The organism is bacterium (assembly GCA_021372535.1).
GTDB lineage: Bacteria > Latescibacterota > Latescibacteria > Latescibacterales > Latescibacteraceae > JAFGMP01.
The window spans coordinates 1-26,457 of record JAJFUH010000087.1 but is presented as its reverse complement, the minus strand read 5'-3'; the positions used below and the strand labels follow the sequence as shown (position 1 = coordinate 26,457).

General features: G+C 49.8%; 22 protein-coding genes and 1 pseudogene. 3 read left to right on the top strand and 20 right to left on the bottom strand.

Going from position 1 to position 26,457, the window contains the following annotated elements:
• Positions 1-311: 311 nt before the first annotated feature.
• The 4 genes from LLG96_08505 to LLG96_08490 form a co-directional block, all read right to left on the bottom strand.
• Positions 312-1,058, bottom strand: a complete 747-nt coding sequence (locus tag LLG96_08505) for an ABC transporter ATP-binding protein (protein MCE5250247.1) — start codon at positions 1,056-1,058, stop codon at positions 312-314.
• Between the two features lie 25 nt (positions 1,059-1,083).
• Positions 1,084-2,328, bottom strand: a complete 1,245-nt coding sequence (locus LLG96_08500; GenBank protein ID MCE5250246.1) for an ABC transporter permease — start codon at positions 2,326-2,328, stop codon at positions 1,084-1,086.
• A 94-nt stretch (positions 2,329-2,422) separates the two neighbouring features.
• The gene (locus tag LLG96_08495) at positions 2,423-3,670 is read right to left on the bottom strand and encodes an ABC transporter permease (protein MCE5250245.1); all 1,248 of its coding nucleotides are present in this window, start codon (positions 3,668-3,670) and stop codon (positions 2,423-2,425) included.
• Between the two features lie 24 nt (positions 3,671-3,694).
• Complete coding sequence (locus LLG96_08490) at positions 3,695-4,768, bottom strand: efflux RND transporter periplasmic adaptor subunit (protein MCE5250244.1); 1,074 nt, start codon at positions 4,766-4,768, stop codon at positions 3,695-3,697.
• Positions 4,769-5,414: 646 nt separating this feature from the next.
• Here LLG96_08490 and LLG96_08485 point away from each other — a divergent pair.
• Genes LLG96_08485 through LLG96_08475 form a run of 3 tightly spaced genes read left to right on the top strand, consistent with a single transcriptional unit; the run spans position 5,415 to position 9,477 of the window.
• On the top strand, positions 5,415-6,833 hold the full coding sequence (locus LLG96_08485; protein ID MCE5250243.1) for a hypothetical protein: 1,419 nt from the start codon (positions 5,415-5,417) through the stop codon (positions 6,831-6,833).
• A gap of 21 nt (positions 6,834-6,854) precedes the next feature.
• Positions 6,855-8,024: a T9SS type A sorting domain-containing protein gene (locus tag LLG96_08480; protein MCE5250242.1), complete on the top strand. Its 1,170-nt coding sequence runs from the start codon at positions 6,855-6,857 to the stop codon at positions 8,022-8,024.
• 22 nt (positions 8,025-8,046) lie between these two features.
• Positions 8,047-9,477, top strand: a complete 1,431-nt coding sequence (locus tag LLG96_08475) for a hypothetical protein (protein ID MCE5250241.1) — start codon at positions 8,047-8,049, stop codon at positions 9,475-9,477.
• A 323-nt stretch (positions 9,478-9,800) separates the two neighbouring features.
• On the opposite strand, the gene LLG96_08470 is transcribed toward LLG96_08475, so the two are convergent.
• From LLG96_08470 to LLG96_08395, 16 genes and pseudogenes are all read right to left on the bottom strand, one after another.
• Complete coding sequence (locus LLG96_08470; protein MCE5250240.1) at positions 9,801-11,258, bottom strand: hypothetical protein; 1,458 nt, start codon at positions 11,256-11,258, stop codon at positions 9,801-9,803.
• 385 nt (positions 11,259-11,643) lie between these two features.
• Positions 11,644-12,684, bottom strand: a complete 1,041-nt coding sequence (locus LLG96_08465) for a chemotaxis response regulator protein-glutamate methylesterase (protein MCE5250239.1) — start codon at positions 12,682-12,684, stop codon at positions 11,644-11,646.
• The gene (locus tag LLG96_08460; protein MCE5250238.1) at positions 12,681-13,106 is read right to left on the bottom strand and encodes a chemotaxis protein CheD; all 426 of its coding nucleotides are present in this window, start codon (positions 13,104-13,106) and stop codon (positions 12,681-12,683) included. The genes LLG96_08465 and LLG96_08460 overlap by 4 nt, the downstream gene beginning before the upstream one ends.
• Before the next feature lie 65 nt (positions 13,107-13,171).
• Positions 13,172-13,690 carry a chemotaxis protein CheX gene (locus LLG96_08455; GenBank protein ID MCE5250237.1) on the bottom strand — a complete coding sequence of 173 codons (519 nt, stop codon included), beginning with the start codon at positions 13,688-13,690 and terminating at the stop codon, positions 13,172-13,174.
• Positions 13,650-14,075, bottom strand: a complete 426-nt coding sequence (locus LLG96_08450; GenBank protein MCE5250236.1) for a response regulator — start codon at positions 14,073-14,075, stop codon at positions 13,650-13,652. The genes LLG96_08455 and LLG96_08450 overlap by 41 nt, the downstream gene beginning before the upstream one ends.
• Position 14,076: 1 nt before the next feature.
• Complete coding sequence (locus tag LLG96_08445) at positions 14,077-14,937, bottom strand: HDOD domain-containing protein (GenBank protein MCE5250235.1); 861 nt, start codon at positions 14,935-14,937, stop codon at positions 14,077-14,079.
• Positions 14,934-15,431 (bottom strand): chemotaxis protein CheD, encoded by a 498-nt coding sequence (locus LLG96_08440; GenBank protein ID MCE5250234.1) that lies wholly within the window; start codon positions 15,429-15,431, stop codon positions 14,934-14,936. Before LLG96_08440 ends, LLG96_08445 begins: the two co-directional genes overlap by 4 nt.
• A gap of 2 nt (positions 15,432-15,433) precedes the next feature.
• Positions 15,434-16,267: a protein-glutamate O-methyltransferase CheR gene (locus tag LLG96_08435; GenBank protein MCE5250233.1), complete on the bottom strand. Its 834-nt coding sequence runs from the start codon at positions 16,265-16,267 to the stop codon at positions 15,434-15,436.
• A 245-nt stretch (positions 16,268-16,512) separates the two neighbouring features.
• The gene (locus LLG96_08430) at positions 16,513-17,025 is read right to left on the bottom strand and encodes a chemotaxis protein CheW (GenBank protein MCE5250232.1); all 513 of its coding nucleotides are present in this window, start codon (positions 17,023-17,025) and stop codon (positions 16,513-16,515) included.
• Positions 17,026-17,149: 124 nt separating this feature from the next.
• Positions 17,150-19,399, bottom strand: a complete 2,250-nt coding sequence (locus LLG96_08425) for a chemotaxis protein CheA (protein ID MCE5250231.1) — start codon at positions 19,397-19,399, stop codon at positions 17,150-17,152.
• Between the two features lie 133 nt (positions 19,400-19,532).
• On the bottom strand, positions 19,533-19,907 hold the full coding sequence (locus LLG96_08420) for a response regulator (GenBank protein ID MCE5250230.1): 375 nt from the start codon (positions 19,905-19,907) through the stop codon (positions 19,533-19,535).
• Positions 19,908-20,643: 736 nt separating this feature from the next.
• Positions 20,644-22,143: a sigma-54 dependent transcriptional regulator gene (locus LLG96_08415; GenBank protein ID MCE5250229.1), complete on the bottom strand. Its 1,500-nt coding sequence runs from the start codon at positions 22,141-22,143 to the stop codon at positions 20,644-20,646.
• A gap of 5 nt (positions 22,144-22,148) precedes the next feature.
• Positions 22,149-24,194 (bottom strand): response regulator, encoded by a 2,046-nt coding sequence (locus LLG96_08410; GenBank protein ID MCE5250228.1) that lies wholly within the window; start codon positions 24,192-24,194, stop codon positions 22,149-22,151.
• A 400-nt stretch (positions 24,195-24,594) separates the two neighbouring features.
• A complete protein-coding gene (locus LLG96_08405) occupies positions 24,595-25,749 on the bottom strand; it encodes a response regulator (GenBank protein ID MCE5250227.1) in 1,155 nt (384 codons plus the stop codon).
• Positions 25,746-25,811 (bottom strand): hypothetical protein, encoded by a 66-nt coding sequence (locus tag LLG96_08400; protein MCE5250226.1) that lies wholly within the window; start codon positions 25,809-25,811, stop codon positions 25,746-25,748. The genes LLG96_08405 and LLG96_08400 overlap by 4 nt, the downstream gene beginning before the upstream one ends.
• Before the next feature lie 4 nt (positions 25,812-25,815).
• Positions 25,816-26,214: pseudogene (locus LLG96_08395) on the bottom strand (PAS domain S-box protein).
• Between the last annotated feature and the right edge of the window lie 243 nt (positions 26,215-26,457).

The window sequence follows — 26,457 nt, the reverse complement described above, 5'->3', positions numbered from 1 at the left end:
TATTTTATCAAGGTGTTATGCGCGGGGTGAGTTTCCATGGTTAAGAGTGGCAACTATCATATTCTACTGCAAATAAAAGGTACTCAGTAGTTTAACCGGACAGTTCTGAATACGGTTATCAATTTAATCATAATCAATAAGTTAGTGCACGATTATTGTCATTCCCAAAAACGAAATGAATTGGGAATCCAGTATTAACATCGCTCTGTTATGAGCATTAGATGATAGATCCCGTTTTCACGGGAATGACATATTTATGTAAATAACATCTCATGAGCAAATACTATGAACTAAACCGGATAACCGGATTTTTATATGACCTCACGAACTGATCCGATAAAAGTATCGGTAGATTCTTTATTTAAAAGGTCGCTGATACCCGATTCCACGCTGTAGTCCTGATTTATCTTCCCGTCCAGAAGCCGGATGATTCTTTTTGCCTTGGAGGCAAGTTTTTCATCATGGGTAACAAAAATCAGCGTTTTCCCCTTCGAATGGAGCCTTCTGAAAAGGTCGATAATTTCCGTGCCCGATTTCGTATCCAGATTTCCCGTGGGTTCATCGGCGAGAATTATGTCCGGGTCATTCGCGAGCGCCCGCGCCACGGCAACACGCTGTCTCTGCCCGCCCGACAGCTCGGCAGGCCGGTGTGAAGCCCGGTCGGAAAGTCCGACTATATCCAGAAGATGGTTGACGGTATTCATCCGTTTTTTGGCCGGCATCCGTGCATAGAGCATTGGCAGCTCGATGTTTTCATAAGCTGAGGCAAACGGAAGGAGGTTGAAGCTCTGGAATACGAATCCGACTTTCTTGTTCCGTACACGAGCCAGCTTGGTGCGGCTGAATTCGTGAACAGGCGTATTGTCGAGGAGATATTCGCCCTGTGACGGTTTGTCAAGGCAGCCCAGGATATTCATCATCGTGCTTTTCCCCGAGCCGGACGGCCCAAGCACGGCTACAAATTCGCCTCGTTCTATCACGAGCGAAACAGGGCCGAGTGCATTGACCGTAACATGCCCCATATCATACTCTTTCGATATGTTATTGAGTGAAATCATTATAATCCTCCTTTTTCATTCATTTTTATTCATGACGGAGAGCATCAACCGGATCGACGAGCGATGCGCGCCGCGCCGGGAAAATTCCCGCTATAAGACCGACAATATTCAACACCGTAACACAGATAAGCGCAATCAGACTGCTGAAAACCGGCTCCGGCCTCCCGGTAACGGAAACAAAACTGTCAGGCAACGGTATCAATCCGAAAAGACGGATCAATCCGAGAGCCATCATCACACCGAGCACACCGCCGACCGAGACGGTAACTATCGCTTCGACAAGAAACTGAAAAACAATGAGCGCGGGATGAGCCCCGACTGCCATTTTAATGCCTATCTCACGGGTGCGCTCCTTGACGGTGACATACATGATATTCGCTACCCCCATACCGGCGATAAGAAGTGTCAGGCCGCCCATAATGCCAAGGAAAAGCTGGAGTCCGCGGAATATTTTCGTCTGCATGTCCTGTGTTTCAAAGGTGTCCCATGTATGAAACAACTCCTTGTCATCGGGACTGAAGCCGTGGCGGGCGGCAATGAGCTTCCGGAAATCGTCCTGAGCGGTTTTCGATGTTTGCGCCGAGGTGGGCCCCAGAAGTACGATATCGACATAGGAGCGATTGAAAAGCGTCCGGAACGTTGATGCGGGAATGAACGTTGCCCAGGCGTCACTTCCGCTGTACATCGAAGTCTGGAATTTTTTCAGCATCACACCGACCACGGTGAAGGGGCTGCCGTTCAACCATACTGTTTTCCCGACAGAATCGGCGTTTTTCCCAAAGAGCTGGTCGCGCACCTCGTTGCCGATGAATATCACCCGCCGTTTCCTGTCTTCGTCCAGTCTGTTGAGAAACCGTCCGCCTTCTTCGGGATTCAGGTTGCGCATGCCGCCGTAACAGGGATAGACACCCCTGACTTGTTTCGATGTGTTTTTATCGGCAACTTTCATCTGAACCGACCATCCGGAATATTCGGCGCTGATATTTTTGAGCGATGTGATTTTTTCCGCCTCATGGACGTCCTGCTCCGTTACACGGACCGGTTTTCCGGGACCAAAGCCGTTAAAGGACACCGATGTCTGATTGGGCCATTCAACCACGACGCCTTCGCCCATACCCATGAGCCCCTTAGACATCATGCGATAGAGTCCCTCGCCCACGGACAGCATGAGAGCGATATTGGCCATGCCCCACGCCACCGCCATGATAGTCAGAAACATGCGCAGTTTCTGATGGCGCAATTCATAGATATATGACAGGAAAAAATGCATATTCAATCCGTCGGATAATGGTTAACGGTTTTTTAAACTTCAATAATCCAGGAATACTTTATACATCATCAATTCATTGAACATGTATCATACCTCAGAATTCGAGCGCCCGTACCGGGTCCATGTCCGCCGCATTTTTCGCGGGAGACCAGCCCGCGGCAAAACCGATCAGGGCAAGTATCGCCGCCGTAATCAGCGATATGTTCATATTGATGACCGGTTTGCCGAGAACGGTCTGTATGGCCCCCAGCGCCGGAGCATTGAAAAGCGCCACTATGAGCACTGCACCCAGAATACCGAGACCTCCGCCGACCAGCATTATGATGAACGATTCCATCATGAACTGCATAAGAATCAGGCGAGGAGTAGCTCCGAGCGCCGACTTGATGCCGATCTCGCGCCGCCGCTCCCGTATGGACACATACATGATGTTGGCGACGCCGATGCCCCCGACAATGAGGGTAAGCAATCCACCGAGGAACAGAAATATCTCGAATCCCATGAAAAAATACTGGACAAACTGGGTCATTTCCGATGTATCCCACATCCAGATGGCATCCTTGTCATCTTTCGAAAAACCGAGCGTTTTCCCGAGCACGGCATATATATCGTCTTTGATTCCGGGAGTATCCATATCGTTCCGCGCTCTGAATATGATACGGTTCACATAGTTGGCGCCGAACACATCGCGGCATGTTGAGTATGGAATGAACACGATTTCGGTGTCCTGAGACATATAGGACGAATTCTGTATTTTTTTCTGCATAACCCCGACAACCGTAAACGGTATGCCGTTGACCATGATGGTCTTGCCGACCGGATCGGTTTTACTGTCGAAGAACTTTTCTTTGACATTCAGACCGAGGAAAATCACCCGTCGCCTGTTCTCCATATCGATCCGGTTGATGAATCTGCCGCCCTTTTGCGGGGGAAGATTACGGATTATGCCATACTCAGGATAGACACCGACGCACCGTTTACTCTGTCGTTCATGGTCTATAGCGAGATTTACCCACTGTTCGTTTTCCGGCGACATGTACCCGATTTTAGGGATATGCAGCCGCAGAAGATTGACCGTTTCCTCACGAAGCCGGATATACCGTCCCGACGGCATGCCGGAAAACGGCTGCGATGTTCTTCCCCCGCCGAGGATGACGATATTGTTACCCATGCCGCTCATGTTTTTCAGAGATGCCATCCGGAAAGATTCGCCGAATGTCAGGAGCAGAACAACCGACATCGTTCCCCATGTTATACCCGACATGGTCAGAAAACAGCGGAGCTTCTGTTTACGCATGTCGTCGATAAACTGAAAAACCATTTTTATACAATAATCAAACATTACGAATCCCCGTTCTGCTGCGGACTATTTTTCAGCGACCTTTTCACCCTCTGACAGACCCTCGGTAATCTCCACCGATAAACCATCGGAAAAACCAAGCTTGACCGGCCGTTTGACAAGGCTGTCCGCATCGGCGGCCTTGAGCGACACGAATGTCGAATCACCCTTGAATTCAACGAGACGCTCGGGAATATACAGGACACCCTTTTTCTCGGTAATGATCAAATCGGCGCTCGCTGAGTATCCGGCGCGCAACTTCACTCCTTTGCTGTCCAGAATCCGTATCTTTATATCGAATACAACCACATTGTCCTTCAATCTGCTCTTTGGACTGATGAAGATGAGCTCGCCGTCGAGGGCGCTCGATGCTACGGCGCCGATATGGATGATCGCTTTCATACCCGCCGAGATTTTACCCACATCGATTTCATCGACAGTGCCGACAAATATGAGATCGTCCATACTGGCGAGCCTCATGAGTTCCGTACCTGGCTGGTACGATGTAAGCGGCACCACGGGGTCGCCGACATTCACCAGACGTTCGAGAATCATACCGTCCGTAGGGGCGCGGATAACCGATTCGACAAGTATGTCGCCGATTTTCGAGCTGCCTTTTTCCAGAAGCTCGAGTCTTTCTTTAGCCTGCTTTTCCCGAACTTCGGATTCCTGCATGTTTCTCTGGGCATCTTCATAATCTTTTCCGGGAATATATTTGCTCTCATAGAGTTTCGAAGCTCTTTGCAGCTCGTTATCCATATATTTTCTGTTCAATTCCGCAAGCTCGAATTGACGGCGGGCTTCGGCACGTTCGAGAGGCGTCGGCTCGGGTTTGACCACCATGAGCGGCTCTCCCTTTTTTACCTCTTCGCCGACCTCGCGATGTACTTTCTCCACAATTCCCGAGACCTGTGACTTGATGACAATCTCGTGATCAGGATCAATTTTCCCGACCGCCAGAGCCTTTTCGGTCAAATCTCCGCGTACTGCGGCGACTTCTGTATATTGTACGTGTTTTTTTTTGGATTTTACGCGAAAATAGAAAAATACACCCGCTGCGGCCACCACGAGTACAAGAACACCGATAATTATCTTTTTCAAAAGAGCCTCCTGCTAAAAATTTTGTTCACTTTTATTCGTTTATACAATTTGACGAGACTTTCAATGAAAAAATTCCACCCACCGTAAAAATAGTTTGATATTTTTTTTGGCTGTTCAGCAAATCCTGATTATTCCTGAACGAAATGAACCACAGGGACACAAAGTATAAATGATTATTTATATGATCGTTAGTAATTATCAATCGTTTATATTCAACGTGGTGAATGAAAAAAAACAGATCCTTAAAAATCCACGTTCTTATACTTTTTTGAATAATTCGGGTTACTATGGCCTTTCTCCGTGTCTCCGTCTCTCGTGGTGCAATTGCTTATGAATAATCGGGGCTGACAACGATATTCATTTCTGATAACCGATTTTTCCGGAAAAGGTTACAGGGTAACCGGACAATTCCCCTGTTGTATCAGGATATACAGAAGAACCGTCTGAAAAATTCAGCGTATACATCCACCATCAGCCCGTAAAATGCGGGAAACGGTGAATCTTATGGGAATCAATGGTGTTTTCCGGTTCAAGGTTTTATATTATGGTATTCGGTTCAGAATATTCTCGGCAAAGCTGCCCGCTCGAATACTATTCTGATACAGGTTAATCAAAGATTTTCCGCACGATAAACCCGGAGTTGTACATGATACGAAACGGAATTCTGCCGGTATTATTTTCGCTTTTCCTGTTTCTCATGCCTCTGCTCGCAGGGGCCGAGCACGAATTCACCGAGGAACAGCGCAAGGCATGGAACCTCGAATACGATAAAAAGGGACTCCTGCACGCCGCGGGGATGGTCACCGACACTTCGGAACAGTTCATCCGTGTGCCCGCCGACATGGACAGCGCATGGATGGGCGATGTCGATATCGCTCAGACCCCGCCGACCATCGGATTCGCGCCGGTACGCGGTATGAAACCGCTCTATTTCCCCAACAACACGTACGGTTACTGGTCGGATTTCGGCGATGTGGTTCAGGCGCCGAACGGCCGTTTTTACTTCGTTGTCGGCGACCACAGGGGACGCGACGGCAACTGTTTTGCATTCGAATACGACCCGGTCACCCGCAACTACTTGCTCATCATCGATTTCGGCAGGCTCTGCGGATGGGATATCCGCGGCGTCGGTGACGGCAAGATGCACGGCGAAATGGGTGCGATGCCGGACGGCAGCCTCTGGATTCTCACGTACTGGGACCCGATGACATGGTCGACCGACGAGGATTACCGGAAATGGCCCGGAAGTCACCTTGTCCGGTACGACATGTTCACCGGCAAGGCCGAGGACATGGGCATTCCGATGCCCAAGGCTGGATGGCCGTACTACACGCTCGATCCTGAGCGCGGGAATCTCTGCGCGGTCGGATTCCGCGGCGAAATCCTCAACTACAGCGTGAAGGAGCGGAGGGTGACCTATGCGGGCTTCCCGCCGGAGGGCATAACCTGGTGGGTACGGTGCATGATGCTCGATCCCGACACCGGCATGTTCTGGAGCTGCACACCGGAACCGCCGCATAACTTCGTGAGCTTCGATCCCTCAACGAACGTCTTTACGAAATACGGGCAGACAGTACCCGAAGACCTCGGCCGCAACGCCGGTAAAACGAGCGTCATACGCGCCCACTCGGAGCGCCGGACCCGTGAGGGATTCCTCTGGGTGAACAGCACCAACGGCACGCTCTACAAGTTCTGGCCGGACGAAGTCCGCACCGAAGTCGTGACCGGTCTCTGGGCAGACTATACTTATGTTCCGAGAATTTCGCTGAGTGGGGACGACCGGTATATCTACTATGTGGCAAACACAAAACGCACGGAATACCATTACAAGCCCATCATTCAGTTCGACACAAAAACACACCGCCGCAAGGTGCTCGCGTTCATCGCCGATTACTATTTCGATACGTACGGGTATACTTTCGGGAGCATGCACGGCTCGGCGCTTTCCCATGACGGAAGCACATTTGTCATGGTGTTCAACGGCTCGTTCATGCCGCGCGACATCGGGTGGCAGGATACACCATCGCTCGTTGTCCTCCATATTCCCGAGAGCGAACGACACTAATTCAGAAAGAGGAAACAAAGAATGAACAACAGATTTTTCAGGGTACTAACGATTTTCTTTTTTACCATGCTTATCGCGGGGAACAGTTTTTCATGGGATTCTTCCGCTCCGCTGATCATCGATCACACCGCAACCGATCTCGCACAGATTCCCCGTGAGTACATCGATAAGGCAAAATCCGAGCTCCATATCGCGTACGGTCACACATCCCACGGCAGCCAGCTCGTAACCGGTATGACGGGGCTCGTCGGCTTCAAAGGTCAGCTTTATGCATTCAACGCCGGGGGGAAAACGGGCGCTCTCGATCTGCGCGACACCCCGTTCTCCGGCGCGGAGGACCTCGGCAATCCCGACAGAACCTCATGGGAAAAAGCAACCCGCAACTATTTGAAAGATCATACGGATATCAATGTCGTCATCTGGTCATGGTGCGGTCAGGTGAGCTGGGCAAGCGAGTCAGACATTACCACCTACCTCACACTCATGAGCGGCCTCGAAAAGGACTATCCCGGTGTCCGTTTCGTGTACATGACCGGACACCTCGACGGGTCAGGGCTTAACGGTGACCTCCACAAACGGAACGAACAGATACGCCGGTACTGCAGGGAGAACAATAAAATCCTCTATGATTTCAACGATATCGAATCATATGATCCCGACGGAACCTGGTTCGGGGATAAAATCCCGAACGACAACTGCGATTACGATACGGACGGTAACGGTTCTCAGGACGGCAACTGGGCGATCGAATGGCAGAATGCCCATCCGGGAGAATGGTATTCCTGCGATGCAGCACACACCCAACCCCTGAATGCAAACCGGAAGGCGTACGCCGCCTGGTGGCTCTGGGCGCGGCTTGCCGGGTGGCAGGATACTCCCGCCGGGGTCAGGGAGCGTTCCGATGCCGTACATGCGTTCTCGCTCGGCCAGAATTTCCCCAATCCGTTCAATGCATCGACGACCATTATCTACACGGTCAACGAACCGTTTGACGGTGAGCTTGTTCTCTACAACTGCGCCGGGCAGAAGGTCAAAGCGCTTGTGAGCGGCGCTCTCTCACGGGGTATGCACACTGTCATTTGGGATGGCTCGGACGATCACGGCAGACCGGTCACGAGCGGTGTTTACCTGTACCGGCTCATGGGACACGGCGCGGCAGAGGAAACGAAAGCCATGATGTATGTAAAATAAGCCTGCTTCAAGGAGCATTCTCATGAATTCACGTTATTCGTACATGTTTGCCTGTTTTTGTGTATGCGGCGTTCTCATCCTGCCGCGCATCATCACCGGAGAAAACTGGGAGAAGGTGACCGAGGAACAGCGGAAAAAATGGAACGAACAGTATGATAAAAAAGGACTGTACAAGCAGGCCGGAATGGCGGAGGATACGAGTAAAAGCTTCATTCGCCCGCCGAAAGACATGAAACCCGAGTGGCTTGCCGGTGTCGATATCGCGCAGGCACCGCCGACAATCGAATTCGCTCCCGTGCGCGGTATCGATCCCATGTATTTCCCCGAGGACAACAAGAGCCTCTGGTCGAACTGGGCTGGCGTCACCCGCGCTCCGAACGGACGGTTCTATTTCTGCGAAGGCGACCACCGCGGCGCCGATTCGCACGTCTACATGTGGGAATACGATCCGGTTGCGCACGATTACAGGCGGGTGCTCGATTTCGCCGCACTCTGCGGATGGGACAAACGCGGCGTCGGCGACAGCAAAATCCACGGCGACATGGGAGTCATGCCGGACGGCGCCCTGTGGATTCTCACCTACTGGGACCCCGACCCGAAACCGACCGAGGAACAGTACGCGCTCTGGCCGGGAAGTCATCTTGTCCGGTACGACACATACACAGGCCGCGCGCAGGACATGGGCATCCCCATGCCGAAATCCGGCTGGCCCTACTACCGTCTCGATCCCGAGCGCGGTAACTTTTTCGCTGTCGGTTTCCGCGGCGAGATTCTCAATTACAATGTCATCGAAAAGCGCATAACATATGCGGGCTACCCGCCGTCGGGCATCCACTGGGGACTTCGCTGTACCATGCTCGATCCCGAAACGGGATTATTCTGGTGCGCTTCGGAGGACTCGCCGTACAACTTCATCAGCTTCAATCCGTCGACAAACGAGTTTGTGAAGTACAAGGAGACGACACCGAAAGACCTCGGCCGTAACGCGGGCAAAAACAGCGTCATGCGCGCTCATTCGCACAAACGGTCGAAGGACGGCTCTTTCTGGGTGAACAGCCAGAACGGTACGCTCTACAAGTTCTGGCCCGACACCCGTCAGACCGAGGTTGTCACTCATCTCTGGATCGATCAGACCTACGCGCCGCGGATCGTCATGAGCGAGGACGAAAAATTCATCTATTATGTGCCGAATCTCGTCCAGACCTATTCCTATTACCAGCCCGTCGTACAGTTCAATACGGAAACGCGCCGTAGAAAGGTCATCGCTTTCACCGCGGATTACTACTTCGAGAAGTACGGCTTTTACAACGGCGGAGCGCACGGCCTTGCGATCTCAGAGGACGGGAGTACTCTCGTGATCAATTTCAACGGCGCTTTCAAGCCACGGATCGAGCCGTTTTACGGCAATCCCGCGCTCATGGTGGTACGTATCCCCGAAAGCGAACGCCGGTAGGACACAGTGGAGTAATTTCAAAGCTGGTTATTGATTATTCCGCATATATACATGGTGATATAAATAGTTGCGCATGTTATAAGCGATAAGATGCTGAAACGAATTCAGGATGACGGTCATGCCGAACTTGTTTCGGCATCTGTTTTAGAAAAAACGCAGAAAAATAATTCGTTGTATATAAAAATGGAACTCACCACGCCGTTGCGGCTCCTCCTCTCTTTGAAAAAAAGAGAAGGACGGGAGGTGAGTTCCATGTCAATAGCTCGCGCAAATCCATACAAATCCGCGATCTGTCGAATGGTAAGAACAGTGCTGATTTAACGCTATGTTATACCGTTCTTCTTCAGTTCTTCCAATGTCGCTGTCAGTATCTTTTCATGACCCTTGGCGAGCGGCGCGGGCTGACGGTATTCCCACCAGCTTTCCGCTTCGTAGCCACCCTCATCGAGCTGCGCCGATGTCGGCAGGTAGAGCTGAGCGCCATCCGTGTATCCCATCGCAAAGGTAACGCCGGAACCGTAGAAATCCTGTATGAGGTTTCCCAGTCCCCCGACAAGCTCGCCCTCGATACCAACGAAACGGACACCTGCGCCGAGATGAATGCCATGGGCGGCGATAGATACCGATGTGGGCAGCGTGTAACCACGGTCGAGCAGGGAGAGCTTCTCTTTCGCCCACATCTGCATTACCTCGGGCATGCTTTCGGAATGAGCCTGGGGTTTTCCGATTATCTCCTGCAGCTGCTCGCGGGTGTAAGGTTTTCCGAGCGGCCACTCCATATCGATCAGCGAAGTGCATAATCCGGGCTCGACCTGTGTGAGTCCCTTATCAAGCACTGAAACAACCTCATCGGCCGCCATCTTTCCCACTGCCGCAACATCGTCCCATGTCCCCGCGCGCCACTGATCCTCGCCTTTTCCGATTACGCTCGCTTTCGCATCTCCGCCGGCGCCCTGAAGGAACAGGCTCACCGCCGAACCGAGATGCCGGTCAAGCTCAGCCATTGCCGCTCCGGGATAATCGGCGGAAATCCAGTACGACCGCTCGACACCTTTTATGGTCGACGGGTGGCATGAAACGGAGAACATGAGGCATACCGGCTTCCCCGCGCTGTCTTTGAACAGGCAGACCGGCAGGTTTTTATCGACAATACCTTCCGGGTACGGCGCAAACTCGATGGAACCGTCGGGAAGCTTCCTCCGGCGGCTCATGGGCACCGCGGACTGCGTCGCTCCCGCCCACATGGTCACTTCGCGGGCTGAATCGTGAGCCTCACATGCGGCACGCACAACGGCATCTTCCACAAACTGGAGATAGGCCGGGTCGGCCGGAGTATAAAACCATGTGCCGATCTTTGGCCCGGTATGGGTATGGGACGTATTGAGCAGAATCCCGCGCGGAGAAATATCGATTTTCCTGCCGATAGCACCCTTCAAACGGTCGGCTTCGTCCCTGCTGAAAAAGAGCAGGTCAAACCCGAAAATAAAAACCTGCCTGTCGCCCTGGGAAACATAGAGAGCATTGGTATAAAGATCGTCGTGTATTCCCTTGCACCCCGCGGGGTCGAAATCACGGGCGCCGAAACCGGTCATCGCCGTTCCGAGCGGCGGTGTGATTTTAACCCGCGCGAATCCGGCCTTCAGAGGCGCTGTCTTCACCGCTCCCGAACAACCGGCCGGGGCAAGAGAGACGGCAGCCAGACCGGCTGTGCCGATGGTTACCTTTTTCAGGAGCTCGCGCCGTCCCATGCCGGTGCATTTAACCTCGGTATGTTTATGCATACGATTCCTCCTCGTATTCATGTATTATGTGAAACAGTCGGATAATTTACTGACATACTCGTGCAAATAATAAGAGTATAGAAATGTCAATAGTCAAGGTTAAAACTGAGACATGGTTCTGCCCCTGAAATCCGGACCATGAAATCATGAAATACCATTTTTGTTTGATAATAGGCTGATCGATCTTCCAGGTCATATTCATGATCTTATCCCCGGTTTGATCGGGGACCCGCCCTTCTTCCATGAACGGGAGAAGGGAGAGAAAATATCGAATCTCAGGATTCCTGTGTTTCCCCCCTCTCCCGTTTACGGGAGAGGGGACAAGGAATGATGGATAAACAGAGGTTTCCGGAAGCATGACCGGAATCGGGCGAGAAAGAATCCGTTAACGGAAACAGTCTATAATTGCGGAGGGAATATCGAAAAGATCGAGAATTCTGTCGGCGGCGCCGAGTTTTACCGCTTCTTTCGGCATGCCGTAAACGACAGAGCTCGCTTCATCCTGTGCAATGGTTTTCGCGCCGGTGTTTTTCATTTCGAGAAGCCCCTCGGCGCCGTCCTTTCCCATACCGGTGAGCAAAACACCGGCGGCGTTGGAACCGGCATACCGGGACACCGACTTGAACAGCACATCCACCGCAGGCCGCTGATGATGAACCATGGGCCCGGTTACAACCTTGACAAAATACCGCGCCCCGCTTCGTGCCAGCATCATATGGAAATTGCCGGGAGCGATAAGGGCAAGACCGGGACGGACGACATCCCCGTCCGCGGCTTCCTTGACCTCGAACTGACAGAGACCATTGAGGCGGGCGGCAAAAGCGGTGGTGAAATTCGGGGGCATATGCTGAACGATAACCGTTCCCGGGATCGAGCTCGGAAGCCGGATAAGCACCTCTTTTATCGCTTCGGTCCCGCCTGTGGATGCCCCGATGGCGAGAACCTTGTTCGTCGTTTCGGCAAGGGCGCGGGAAGCCAGGGACGCAGGTGTCGTCATGGCTGAGGCGGCGCTTTTCTTGTTCATGTGACGTTTCATATCGACACGGTAAGCCGCCCGTATCTTATCGGCGAGCTGCTCGGTCAGGTCTCCGACCGAATATGCTTCACCGGGTTTGGCAACAACTTCGACAGCGCCTTTGTCTATCGCCTCGAGAGCCAGCTTGCCGCCGTTACGGGTGAGTGAGCTCACGATAATCACCGGTTTCGGATAATGTTTCATGAGCTTGCCGAGAAAGGTTATTCCATCCATCCTCGGCATTTCGATATCCAGCGTTATAACATCAGGATCGAGATTAACGATCTTGTCCCGGGCCACATAGGGATCGGGAGCAGTCCCCACTACCTCGATATCCTTGTGTTTTGAGAGTTCTTTGGTAAATATGCTCCTGACAATGGCTGAATCGTCTACAACAAGTACACGTATCATGTGTTACCCTCATCGGGATACCAGTCTTCGGCACGGATTTTTTCAACTTTAATCACTGCCAGATGGTTTGATTCTGAGTTATAGATCACCTTTCTCCCTTTTTCGCCGCCAACATCGGATGAGGTGATATGAACATCCTTTTTTGCAAGGATTTTCATTGCGATTTCCACATTCTCCCTGCCGACTGACCTTCCGGGAAGGTCGCTTCCGCCGATGACCTGTGCTTCCAGGTTTTCGATCAGCGTCCCATCCTCCAGAAACAGGCGGATGAGACCCAGAACCGCTACGGTGCCGTATATCGGCATGGGTGAGGTATCTTCAGGCATTCGCGGTAATATATAATGACAACAGGCCGATTTTTTTACCTCCCGGTCATAGAGAATCACAGCGACACACGATCCGAGAACCATGTATATAACCATGGGTTCCCGGGGAAAAATCATATAACCGGGTGAAAGAAAATATTCTGTTTTCAGTATTTCATTCATCACACACTGTTTGTTACCGTTTCGATGATCGCCTTAAGAAAGTAACCATTGAAAGAAAGAATCAATGAAACAGAACCGTCACTGTTTTTCCGTCCGTCAATGATCTCCGTGTTTCCCTGCCCGGACGGTTCATCGGTTATGGTATCCGTTCCGAAAATATCCTGTTTTCGTGCACTCGGCAACGTTATTTCCAGGTTTTCCTGGCTTTCGAAACTGAGCATGAAGTTACCCGCAATGATGTTGGCGGTTTCCTTGAGGCATTTCTCGGCAATCTCATCGTTGACTTCGGTTTCATTGACACCGAGAAGATCGACAGCCATCGATCCGGCAAGCTCCCTGTCGAAAGCAAAGGTCAGCAAGTACCCGGGATTCCCTCTGATACCGATGTATATGGGTAAAAAGTGATTCTCAGAACTGTATGAGTTTATCGTATCCACTTCCGCGTCCGGCAGAAGAAAATACATTTTTTCCATTACATCAGAAATCACTGTCTTCAGGTTCTTCAACTTGGCTTCCATAAGAATAATCAACTCCTAACGCGTCCTTGATTACGAGACGGATGTCTTCGGGTTTAAATGGTTTTGTAATATATCCTGCGGCGCCAAGTTCGAGGATACTCGCGATACGCTCGGTCCTGCCCTCAGTGCTTACGACAATGACGGGGACATGAGCGAACCGCTGGTCAGCCTTCATGGCTTTCAGCAGTTCGGTGCCGCTCATCACCGGCATGTTTATATCGGTGAGCACAACATCGACCTCATTATCCACAAGCACCATGAGCGCCTCATCACCGTTGGCGGCATCATATATTGTATCGATTTCGAATCCTGAGAGCCCCAGTACACGTTTTACGATTTTACGCATAACATCGGAGTCATCCACAACCAGAACCTTCAGTGCCATTTCAGGAATCCTCCAGAATACATATTCCATAGTCTGATTCAACTTCATTTATTATTTCGAGCGACTCTCCCATCACTCTGTCCAACATATCGGTGTGGAGATTATTACGGCGGCAGACCTCGTCAAAGCCATGATACGCGAGACCGTCAACCGATGTCCCGTAACCCATCATCATGGTCAGGGTGACCGATATTTTCACAATATCATCGAGCACGGTATCATCGTCTTCAAGGGGTCTGTGATGTTTTCTCACCGCATTGATTACCGCCGGTGGAAATCCCCATGTTTCAAGGATCATGGCGCCGAGCTCCGCATGATCGATGCCCACGACTTCTTTTTCAGCATCGATAAATGTTAAACCCTGATGTTCGACCTTTTCATGGATCATGTTCCATGAATCGGTAATAAACTCGCTGAGAACCAGTTTGCCAAGGTCATGGAGAAGCGCCGCCAGAAATACTGACTCGCTGTTGTCGACCGGAATGATCTTTGACAGCTCTTTCGCGGTGACCGAGGATGCCAGGGCAAATCTCCAGAGCTCGCCTTTTCTCATTTCGTAACCGGGGGACTTTTTCTCAAAAAACTGCCGCGTTCCCGAAAGAACAAGGATTTCCCTGAACCGCGCAAGCCCGATATATATCAACGCTTCCTGAAGGCTGGTGATCGAACGGTTAAGGCCAAAATAGCTCGAGTTGCACAACCGCAAAATATTCGTTGCAATCCCCGGATCGAACTTGATCACTTCGACAATCTGTTCCGGTTTAACCTTCGGACTGTCCAGCATGGAAAGCGCTCTGGCGACAACAGAAGGGAACGGAGGCAAATAATCTATTTTCCCTATAATGTGCTGTAAATCTTTCATAATTGAATTTCCTCTCCCCAGCCCAGCTTGATTTTAACCTGACCGGTATTAAGATCGATCCGGACTGTCCTGGAAACAGAACCCTCGACATGTTCTTTATCTATCATAACACCGTTCTTCCAGAAAAGCTTTCTGAGTGTTGCCAGATTTCTTTTCCCGATGTTGAAAAACCCTGACTCGTCCAGAATCTGCGATCCGCCCGCGACGGTTATCTGTAAACGGTGTTTCAGCGCACCGTATTTGTATGCCTCCTTAAAGAGTATGGGAACTCCCGTATCAATATACTTATAAGGATTGAAACCCTGTTTCCTTTTCTCGTCATTAGCTTCCGGAAGCATGGCATGCAGGAGCCCTCCAACCTTCACAACCGGATCGTAGACAATAATCCCGAGGCACGAACCGAGCGAATATGTCACCAGAGTCGACAATGGATCATCCGATATCTTCATGTCAGCAACACCGATGGTCAATACCTTCCCCCGCTCACCAATCATATTTATAATTTCCTGTAAATAGTAGGCTTGATGTATTTGAATGAATGATCGACACCATTCAGGCTCTCCGAATGTCCGATGATGAGGTATCCTCCCGGATGGAGGGCATCATAATACTTCCTGACTATGCTGCTCCGTGTTTCATTATCGAAATATATCATGACATTTCTGCAAAAAATAACGTCAAATTTCTTGCTGAACTGGAACGGCTCTATAAGATTGAGTCTCTGAAAAGTAACCATGCTCGTAATTGCTTTTTTCACTTTTATCATTCCCGCGAATTCCCCTTTTCCCTTCAGAAAATACTTTTTCTTCAGGGCGGCCTGAAGGTTTTCAATTGCCTTCATGGGATACAGGCCGCTTGTTGCCCTGTCGAGAACTTTTGTTGAAAGGTCAGTGGCAAGAATGTAGGGCATCGGGGATTTTTCTTTCAGAATATTTTCCCGCAGCGTTATGGCTATCGAATACGGCTCCTCACCGCTCGAACACCCTGCGCTCCATATCCGGAGATTCCCATCGTGCCCTTTATCGGAAAAGGTCTCGTTGAAAAACGTGAAATGTTCCGATTCGCGGAAGAAATGGGTAACATTTGTGGAGATTGCATCGAGCAGGGAAATAAGTTCGTCCCCTGTTTTGTCATTACTTAAAATTGACATGTATTCCGAAAAACCGGCTATTTCACGTTTTCTCAGTATCTTGCTGAGCCGCGCATGGACAAGCTCTTTTTTATTATCACCGAGGCTTATCCCCGCACACCGGTAAACAATGTCAGCCAGTTTTTTATACTCGCTGTCACGGAGTTCGAAGCTATGCCCTTTCTGAACGCCAGAATTCATTATTTCATTCTCCAAAAAAATTCGCTGTTTCAGGTATTTTTCGGATAAGGAACAGCAATCCCCTCCGACACTGAAAAGTTCACATACTTTTCAGAATTCTTCCCTGCAATCTGTTTGGCTGCCATAAATCGGACAGATGAATGTCCTGTACCCATCGGTTTTTCAGCGCACAATTATTGCAGGTACGTGCATTGTTATGACAGGGTGATGATCGATATGGCCGTCCCTCATAAAACCGGGGCTTCTTATATTTTTTCCGTTAAGAGGCTCAGTTCTTCGGCGGTGAGAACCTTGTTGATATCGAGCAGCGTCCGAACCGTCCCCTTGCCCTTTGCCATGCCGAGGATATAATCGGTATCAAGCGCCACACCGAAACGCGGCGTAGGTTCGAGCTCATCGATAGTAACATTGAGGACCTCGGATACCGCATCGACAATAATCCCCATATGGGCGTTCACACCGCTTTCGCCGATTTCCACGACGATGATACAGGTTTTTTCATCATATACCTTTTCGTCAAGTCCGAACTTCAGCCTGAGATCGATTACAGGGATGACTTTCCCGCGAAGGTTAATCACACCTTTTACATACTTCGGTGTCCGTGGAAGAGTCGTTACTGCCATCATGCCGATTATTTCTTTCACTTTCAGGATTTCCAGCCCGTATTCCTCATCGGCAAGCTTGAAAGTCAGATACTTTCCCTGGATATTCTCCAGATTGGTGAGAGTCTCTGTTGAGCTCTTTCTGACATCGTCCATGGTAATCACTCCTTTTTTCTGAAAGATAAAATTATTTATTTATATTTGAAACATCCGTTATTATTGAAACATATATATTCTGATGAACGTTATCTTCCGGCAAACAGATTATTCTTATGGGCGATTATCCTATACCTACCGCTATTTCATCGGAGTTGATGATGCTCCGGACATCCAGGATAAGCCCGATTTTCCCGTCGCCGAGGATTGCGCCGCCGGCAACTCCCTTGAGGTCCTTGAACTGCTCGCCGAGCGTTTTGATGACAACTTCCTGTTTGCCCAGAAGCGAGTCCACCTGGAGGGCAACCACCCGTTCGCTGTCCTCGACCACAACGAGAACCGATTCGGAAGTATCCTTCTGGCCATTTTCGATACCCAGAACTTCCGAAAGTTTTATGAGGGGGAGCAGTTTTCCGCGTATCATGGCCGTCTTACCACGCCCTACGACCGTATTGATTTCCTGTTCTTCCGGTCTTACGAGCTGACGGACCGAGAGAGTCGGAATGATATAGCGTTCCTCGCCTATCTGAACGAGCATGCCGTCAATGATAGCTGTCGTGAGGGGAAGTTTGATGATGAATGTTGTTCCTTCGCCCTTTTTCGAATGAATTTCGACCGTGCCGCGGAGTTTTTCAATGGCTTTCCTGACCACATCCATACCGACACCGCGTCCGGAAACATCGGTTACCTGCTGCGCGGTGGAAAAACCCGGCATAAAAATGAGATGATCGATTTCCTTGTCATCCGGCCGTTCTTCGGGCTTGATGATTCCTTTTTCACGGGCTTTCTGGAGAATTCTTTCACGGTCGAGGCCGTCACCGTCATCGGATATGGAAATTGCCACCTTCCCTCCGGTATGCTCGGCTTTGAGAATAATGGTGCCTTCGGGCGGTTTCCCATTTGCCGTACGCTCTTCCGGTTTCTTGATCCCATGGTCGCATGAATTCCGCACCATATGCACGAGGGGATCATAGAGCTCCTCGACCATGTTGCGGTCTATTTCAGCAGACTGGCCGTCCAGCACCAGATTGATATGTTTCCCGGATTTTTTGGCGAGGTCCCGTACAATACGGTTCATTTTCTGGAATGTCGCTCCGATCGGAACAAGACGCATCGACATGGAAATACTCTGGAGCGTCATGGTCACCCTCTGGAGCTGCGCGAGATCGCGGACAAGACGCTGATCGGTGATTCTCAAAATATTGGGATTGTGTGTCACCATGGTTTCGGAAATGACAAGTTCACCAACCGTATCGAGGAGCTGATCCATCTTCGTGGTATCGACCTTGATATGTTTTTCAGCGGTCTGCTTGTTCGGTTCCACCTGTTTCCTGATAGCGTCCCGAACATCACGGACAGTAACGGCGTTTTCCTCAACGAGAAGTTCGCCGATTTTTTTCTGTGTCCCCGATTCCGCCTGTTTTTCCAGGGTTTTCTGGAGAACATCCATACCGACCTTGCCCTCCTTGACAAGGATTTCGCCGATTGGCTGCACAGGGGCATTTTCAAATTCTCCGTCATCGGATGTGTCTGCCTGGTCGCCCGCATCAATTCCCGAAGAAATGAACATCGACAGCCTCTGTATGAACGGCTCGATATTGACACCGTAAACGATAGGTTCGTTGGCTGCCATGCATTTATCCAGAGCGGTTATCATGGACTTGAGTATGTCGACGCCATCGAAAATCAGATCCGAAAGACTCGGGCTCAGCTTTATTCTGTTGTCACGGGCTTCGTCGAGCAGGTTTTCGAGCTGGTGTGCAAGCCGGTTTACTTTCTGGAGATTCAGGAATCCGGCAACACCTTTTATCGTGTGAAACGGTCTGAAAATCGAATTGATGATTTCTTTGTCGTTCGGACTCTTTTCCCATTCAACCATATTGAGCTCAATGGAATCGAGATGTTCATTGGCTTCAACAATAAAATCCCTTAAAAGATCGGGCTCTTCTATTGTCTGTTCGTCCATCCCGCCGGAGGGCTCGCTTTCCGGCTCCATAGGAATTTTTACCTGTTTAGCGACAGCTTCTTCAGCGATTTCCGCCCCGGTTTCTTCAGCATCGGTTTCTTCAGTATCTTTTTCTTCAGCCCGAGTTTTTTCAGACTCGACCGCTTCAGCCTCGAAGCCCTCGTCCTTGAGCCGGTTCTGAATCTCTGTCACTGCACCAATAATCGTTTCGAGTTGTGGCGCCTGTCCATCGATATCATTCATGATCAGTGATTCAAGGTATCCGGTCAGTTTTATTTTTACCTTTTCGACTTTTGGATTGTCGATTTTTTCCAAAATAGAAAGCATCTTTCCACATGCCTGCAGATTATGAGGGTCGAGGAGAAGAGCTTCCTGGGCCAAAGCATCAATGAGTTCCGATATGTTCATCTGAGAAAGTCCCCTCTTTAACGTTCACCTAAAAAATCAGAGTAGTTTATGGTTTATTATGTTTTTGTTATGGTTTATGGATAATCACTCTATCCTGGCGGTTATCAGGTTATGTTTACAACATGAACCGGTACTATTTAACATGGTCAGCCGACAGCTCGTTTTTTATCTCCTCGATGACATTCATAAAACGCTCGACATCAAGAGGTTTGCTGAAAAAAGCATAAGGATTATAGGCTTCCGCAGTTTTAATATTATGCGCTGTGAGATAACCGCTCAGCACGATTACATAGGTATCTTTATTTCTGTCCCTGATTTCCTTGAGTAATTGTATACCGTTCATTTTCGGCATCATGATATCGGTGACTACAACGTTATAAAAGTTTTTATCGAACTGCTCAAGTCCATCGCACCCGTTCGAAGCAATCTTCAGCACATGGTCATGCTCCAGAAGATTCATAAGGGCTGTCACACTTGAAATGTCATCATCAACAAGCAGGATTTTCACGAAACGCTCCTGTTAAATAAAAGCACACGGTAAAAGTGCATACTACATGATCAGTCTTTTTTTATTGTATAACACATACAGGTTATTCGTTGCAATCGCTGTATAAAGCAATAACCGGGCCATTTTTAAAAAATTCAAAATATAATTTTGCCATTAATGGCGTATTTATCACCGAGACAAAGAGATACGGAGTTTATGTGATTGAGGGTATTGATGTATTCTGAACAGGCAAAACAGAGCGTTTTGTATCTTGTCCTAATTGGCGGCGGCGTTTTGTCCATTACGGAACTGTATGAGCGTGACTTTTCGCCTTAAGAAACGCGTAAAGACACATCTGACAGGAAGTGACACGGATTATCTATGAAAATATTTAACCACAAAGACACTCAGACATAAATAGATATAAAAAATTGTATATACTATCCTTTGTAATTAATAATCTTTCATAAGGAATAATGAATTACCCCGCAGTAAACTACGAGGTATCAGATCAGGCCCCCTAACCCTTAATCCCTTTCCCCCTGAAAGGGGGCAAGGGAAATCGATACGATTACGATAGTTACCTGCCCCCGATACGGGGGAAGGTGTCACGAAGTGACGGAAGGGGGCTTTTTACCCCGTAGCAAGCTGCGAGGAATTCTCTTGATTAAAAAACAAATCCGTGTAACTCAGCGTTCTATCAAATTTTATGAATAGACCGGATTAAGTAATCTGGATTGTTTTCCGCCAGGGGAAGTTATTTTTCCAGACGGCGTGCGATGGTTCTTGGAGAAATATTAAGCAGTTTTGCCGCAAGTGTTTTGTTGCCATCGGCCATGCGCAGTGCTTCTTTAACGAGATTGGTAATCAACTCGTCCAGATCGATTCCTTCACTGGGGAGCTTATAATAATTCATATCCGCCGTATTGCTGTGCGCCGGGCTGCCGATATCTTTCAGGTTTTCCGGTTGAGCAGCGGAAGAAAAATCCGAAACGCGTTGAAGAGCAGCAGGCTCACCCTGTTCAAGGAAGGCGAAATGTCCCACATCGATATAGGGATCGTCATGGATGATTACGATACGCTCGATGGCATTTTCCAGCTGCCGTACATTCCCGGGCCAGGAAAACCGCTCCAGAAACCGTTCCGCCTCAGGAGTCAGCCCCAGTATTTTATTCTGTTTACCATGGCGGGCGCAGACCTTAGCAAAAAAATCATATGTCAGCGGCACGATTTCCTCTGTCCGTTCCCGTAAGGGGGGAATTCTCAGATACCCGACATTGAGACGGTGGTAAAGGTCACGCCGGAAAGCGTTTTTTTCAACTTCGGTGCCGAGGGATTTGTTCGTCGAAGCGATTATCCGGGCTTTCAGCGTCATGCGCTTGACACCTCCGACTCTGTAATACTCGCGTTCTTCCAGAACCCGCAGCAGTTTGACCTGTGTCGACAGGGGCATTTCGCCGATCTCGTCGAGAAGCAGTGTGCCATCACCGGCAATCTCGAATTGTCCCTTTTTCGAGCTCACGTTTGCGCCGGTGAATGCTCCGGCCTCATGACCGAACAGCTCGCTCTCGAAGAGCTCTGTCGGAATCGCGGCACAGTTGAGTGCTATGAACGGCTTCATCACCATTTCGCTGCCATGATGGATGAACCGGGCAAGAAGCTCTTTCCCCGTGCCTGTTTCGCCTTCAATGATTATGGGAACCAAGGGTGACTTGTGAAATTTTTCAGCGAGCTTGTACAGGTCGTCCAGTTTTTTCGAATGTATGGAAATATTCAAACCGATATTGTCACGAAAGGCCCGGCGGATTTTTTCAAGCTGGTTTTCGGTTTCGATGACACGCTCCCTGACGGTTTCCTCGAACCGTGATGTCAGCTCCTCGTTGGTCATCTTCAATGATAAGTGCTCCGAAACACGATCTATGATAACCTCGAGCTCTTCGAGATTGACCGGCTTCTGCAGGTAGTCATACGCCCCGGACCTCAGGGCGGTTATCGCGCTGTCGACATTGCCATGACCGGTGACGATAACCACATCGACCATGCTCTTCATCTCGTTTTTAATATGATTCAGAAATTCAAAACCATCCATCTTCGGCATCATGATGTCGGTAAAGACAAGGTGATACTGTTTCCGGTTGAACAGCGCAAGCCCTTCCTGGCCGTTTTCGGCGCAGGTAACATCATGTCCGAGCTCGGTTAAAAACAAACTCAGGCTCTTCCGGATTGCGTCATTATCGTCAATAAGGAGGATATTCACAGGCCTCACCCTTTATTCTGTCTGAACGGAAGTTTCATGATGAACGTTGCACCGCCCATCTCGTTATCCCTGATATCGAGTATACCGTTATGATCATGAACGATACCGCTGCTTATCGAGAGTCCCAGACCGGTGCCCTGCCCCACTTCTTTTGTGGTGAAAAACGGATCGAATATCTTTTCGTGGAGTACGGACGGAACACCGGGGCCGTTATCGCTTATTTCGAACACAACCATGGAATCTTCCACCGTTGTGGTAACGATGATTTTTTTCTGATCGTTCTCGATCTCATCCACAGCCTGACGGGCGTTCGTTACGAGGTTGAGAATAACCTGAAGAATCTGCTGTGTGTTCATCTCATTGTCGGGTATGTCGCCGAGATTGAGTTCAAAATCGATACCATGAGCCTTCATCTGTTCACCGAGCATCACATGAACCCGTTCGACCTGGACATTGAGGTTTGCCATTTCACGGGCCGTCGGAAGCCCGTCACGGGCAAACGCGCGCATATTGATGATGATGTCGTTCATTCGCCTGATCTGTTCGACAATCAGGTTAAGGCTGTTTGTCACCTTTGTATCATCGAGCAGCCAGCCGCGTGAAAGACCGTAGAGAATAGTCTGGGTGGATACGTTTATCGCGTTGAGCGGCTGCGTGATTTCATGAATAATACCCGTAGTCATCGTCCCCACCGCGGCGAGACGATCCGCTCTTATCACGAGAAGCCGTGATTGTTCGGCCTCACGTTCTTTCTGTTTCCTGAAATCGATTTCCTGCTGACGGGTCCAGGCGTTGGCGATGATATCGACCGCTGCCCTGAGCATCGAAATATCGTTGTCTTCCCAGCTCTGTGGAAACCGTATGGTATCGAACCCGAGAATCCCCACAGTGCTTGTTCCGGCGCGAATGGGGAACAAAAGATTCGACTCTATCATGTGCTGTTCCATAAAACGGCGGTCCGGCTGCCGTATCGACTCCATGGTTTCGTAAACGATAACCTCTTTACCCCTGATTTTTTTGTAAATCTCCGGTATTTCGCCGTACGGGACAAGATAGTCCCATTGGCTGTCCAGAGCATACGGGGAGGCGCACCAGGTATCGACTTTCTCAAATGCCTGTTTTCCTTCGTCGAGCGAATAGATGTATGCACGGTCGGCCTGGGCACACTCACCGACAATTTCAAGGATGAAAGGAAATACAAAACGAGGTTCATCGGCATTTGCAAGCAGGTGCGCGATTCTGGCAATCATGGTCTCCTGCCTGAGCCGTGCCTGTATTTCCTGCTCGGCGCGGTGTCGCTCAGTCACATCGCGGAAAATGAACCCGATTGCGACAACGCTGCCGTCACGGCGCTGAGGGGTGGCGCTTCCCTCGAGAAATACGGGCAGACCGTTTTTGGAAATCATGACCGTATCGAACGAGCCCGTCATCGAACCTGTCATCACACTGCTGACAGTGTCCATGATCTTTAGCCGGTAATCCTCATGAACGAGGTCGAAAAGAGTAATATCCGCAAGGTCCTTCTGATCATAATCCATGACTTTATGCCATGCGGGATTGACGTAGATGAATTTTCCGAGAGTGTCGATACTCTGGATAAGATCGGTGGTATTATCGAAAATTGTGTGGTACTTTTCCTGAAGATCGCGAATCTCATTCCTTTCCCGGATACGTTTCAGGCGATAGGAAAAAGCCCTTTCAACAGTATCGGAGAGGAGCTCGCCCGTGATCGGTTTTTCCAGAACCGAAAAGACTGCCTCGCGGTTTATCAGCTCACGGTAGAGGTCCTGGCCCCCCATCCCGGTGAACATGATTTTTACCATGTCGGGATACAGTCTGTTTGTCTCAATCAGCAAATCGAGCCCGCTTTTCCCCGGCATCTTATGATCGGTGAGAAGGATATCGAACGACCGGCTGTTCATAATATCGAGAGCCTCGTCCGATCCCGATGCCTCCGTTACGGTATGGCCCATCTTTTCGAGGAGTCTCGCGATGAGCCTTCGCACAGTATCTTCATCATCAACGACCAGAACGGAACAGTTCTCTGCCATGGCGGTTTTTTTACCCTTCTCCGGCAAGCCGCGGTGAGCAATGTCAGTTAAACAGAAAGTGGATGTCTTTATCAGAGATTGTTCGATTTAATATATATAATTATCATCAGGAAGTGTATTTTTTAATGATTTATCGGTTTTTACGCTCTTTCAACCCTTTTTTTAAGAATCTGGTTAATCAATCAGATTATAATTCCTGACGTATTATATAAGTGTTGTCATTCCCAAGAATGAAATGAATTGGGAATCCAGCATTTAACTCATTATTTTATATGTATTTAGCGATGGATTCCCGTTTTCACGGGAATGACATTTTAACGTTGAAAATCTCATTCGTCAGTTTATGTTTTGTTTGAATAACCAATTTATGAATTTTTCGGTTTTCACAGTTCGTAATCACCTATCGGCCCGATTTGCGGTCGAGCACTGCCCGGACCGACGCCGCGAGATCGTAAATGGTGAATGGTTTGAGAATGTAATCATCAGCCCGGAGCTCGCCGAATACATCCCTGTCATGCACGAAATCATGCCCGCTCAATACGAGAACGGTCACATCACGGTTGATGAGCCGTATGTGCTTCAAAAGCTCCTGGCCGGATAAAACAGGGAGCCCGAGATCGAGAATGACCAGGTCGATACTGCCGTGCTCCCTGATATAGAGGTCGAGCGCCTCACGGCCGTTGGAAGCGGACAGAACCGAATACCCGAGCCGTTCAAGAGTCAGAATTCCGAACGTTCTCACCATTTCTTCATCATCGACGAACAGAATCCTTTCCGTACCGGGCGGCAGGTCTACGATTTTCCGTTCCCCCGAAATCTCCTTTTTCAGGCTTGTGGCGGGAAGATATACCGTAAACGCGGATCCCTGCCCTGCGGTGCTCGCGCATTCGATCCAGCCGTTATGCTGCCTGATGGTTTCAAGGGCGACAGTCAGCCCGAGACCGGTGCCTTTTCCGGGTTCTTTTGTGGTGTAGTACGGCTCGAATATCCGTTTTATCGATTCTTCATCCATTCCGCATCCGTTATCAGAAACCGTGATCCTGACATGCCTGCCGGAACGGGCATCAGGATGACCGGTACCATGACTTTTTCGACGGTCTGCATCGCAGCGGACCGGTATCGTTTCATTGCGGGCCTCGATGGTGATACGCGGCTCGGTCATCCCGGCAAGGGTCACATGTTTTTCCTCGATTGCATCACGGGCGTTGATACAGAGGTTCAGCAGAACATGGTGAATCGACGCCGCATCGGCAAGAACACAGTGGAGACCATCGGGTTTCGCCACTGCAATCTCGATTCGGCGGTCGAAAGTCAGCCGTGCGAACGATTCCACATCCTCGATGAGCGCCCCGATGTCTGTCGGTTCGAGGACAACGACGGATTTACGGCTCAGCGAAAGGAGCTGCCGTGTAAAAGTCCGCGCCCTGTCCGCCGCATGGGCGGCATTACCGATGAAGGGCGAAAGCCCTTCCGGGGCATCGATCCCGGCAAGGCTCAGATTACCGAGTATCCCGGTAAAAACATTGTTGAAGTAGTGCGATATACCGCCGATCATCTGCCCGATCGTTTCCATGGTCTGCGCATGACGGAGCTGACCGTGGAGTTGCCGGTTTTCATCGTGAACCATACGTTCGCGGGTGATATCGCGCACTATGACACAGGCCGGGAGGGATTCATTCCCTTCACAGAGCGCCACGGTCACTTCCGCGGGAAAGCGCGTACCGTCTTTTCGCGTACACATGCCCTCGATGCGGATATTTCCGCTGCCCGGCGACTTTTTTTTCTCTTTCAGGCTGTTCATGATGCTTTTGAACATTCTGTCCCGGAAGAGATCGCCAGTATTCATCGAACACAGCTCATCATGCGTGTAACCGGTAAGATTGCACAAAGCGCTGTTACACGAGTATATTTCCCCGCTGCCCGACCGGAGAAACCAGCCATCGGGATAGGACGCGAACAGCGCTTCGAGCGCCGTTCCAAACTGTCCGGGATAGCGTGTTTCACCTATTTCAGGCGCCATGCCGCCGGATGATGAATCCTTGCCGGGCACCTTCATAATGGCTCCTCGTATAAAATACCGCTTGTACCCTTACGGGCCGGGAATCAACATCACCATACATCATCGTGAGCTGTTTTCCACCTTTACAGTAATAAAATATAGTACAACAGTAACAATCATTCAAGGATTTAGAAAGCTGAAGATTTTCTCATTTTTCCTGGAACATTTAAGATATTGCTCCGGCGGATAAATAATGATACCAAT

Coding starts and splice junctions, on each gene's coding strand:
- LLG96_08470 (MCE5250240.1), bottom strand. CDS start 11,258: ATGCATAAACATACCGAGGTTAAATGCACCGGCATGGGACGGCGCGAG.
- LLG96_08455 (MCE5250237.1), bottom strand. CDS start 13,690: ATGGAAGCCAAGTTGAAGAACCTGAAGACAGTGATTTCTGATGTAATG.
- LLG96_08430 (MCE5250232.1), bottom strand. CDS start 17,025: ATGGACGATGTCAGAAAGAGCTCAACAGAGACTCTCACCAATCTGGAG.
- LLG96_08410 (MCE5250228.1), bottom strand. CDS start 24,194: ATGGCAGAGAACTGTTCCGTTCTGGTCGTTGATGATGAAGATACTGTG.
- LLG96_08500 (MCE5250246.1), bottom strand. CDS start 2,328: ATGCATTTTTTCCTGTCATATATCTATGAATTGCGCCATCAGAAACTG.
- LLG96_08425 (MCE5250231.1), bottom strand. CDS start 19,399: ATGAACATATCGGAACTCATTGATGCTTTGGCCCAGGAAGCTCTTCTC.
- LLG96_08450 (MCE5250236.1), bottom strand. CDS start 14,075: ATGGCACTGAAGGTTCTGGTTGTGGATGACTCCGATGTTATGCGTAAA.
- LLG96_08445 (MCE5250235.1), bottom strand. CDS start 14,937: ATGAAAGATTTACAGCACATTATAGGGAAAATAGATTATTTGCCTCCG.
- LLG96_08505 (MCE5250247.1), bottom strand. CDS start 1,058: ATGATTTCACTCAATAACATATCGAAAGAGTATGATATGGGGCATGTT.
- LLG96_08435 (MCE5250233.1), bottom strand. CDS start 16,267: ATGAATTCTGGCGTTCAGAAAGGGCATAGCTTCGAACTCCGTGACAGC.
- LLG96_08495 (MCE5250245.1), bottom strand. CDS start 3,670: ATGTTTGATTATTGTATAAAAATGGTTTTTCAGTTTATCGACGACATG.
- LLG96_08465 (MCE5250239.1), bottom strand. CDS start 12,684: ATGATACGTGTACTTGTTGTAGACGATTCAGCCATTGTCAGGAGCATA.
- LLG96_08405 (MCE5250227.1), bottom strand. CDS start 25,749: ATGATCGGCGGTATATCGCACTACTTCAACAATGTTTTTACCGGGATA.
- LLG96_08440 (MCE5250234.1), bottom strand. CDS start 15,431: ATGATTGGTGAGCGGGGGAAGGTATTGACCATCGGTGTTGCTGACATG.
- LLG96_08485 (MCE5250243.1), top strand. CDS start 5,415: ATGATACGAAACGGAATTCTGCCGGTATTATTTTCGCTTTTCCTGTTT.
- LLG96_08460 (MCE5250238.1), bottom strand. CDS start 13,106: ATGGTTATATACATGGTTCTCGGATCGTGTGTCGCTGTGATTCTCTAT.
- LLG96_08475 (MCE5250241.1), top strand. CDS start 8,047: ATGAATTCACGTTATTCGTACATGTTTGCCTGTTTTTGTGTATGCGGC.
- LLG96_08480 (MCE5250242.1), top strand. CDS start 6,855: ATGAACAACAGATTTTTCAGGGTACTAACGATTTTCTTTTTTACCATG.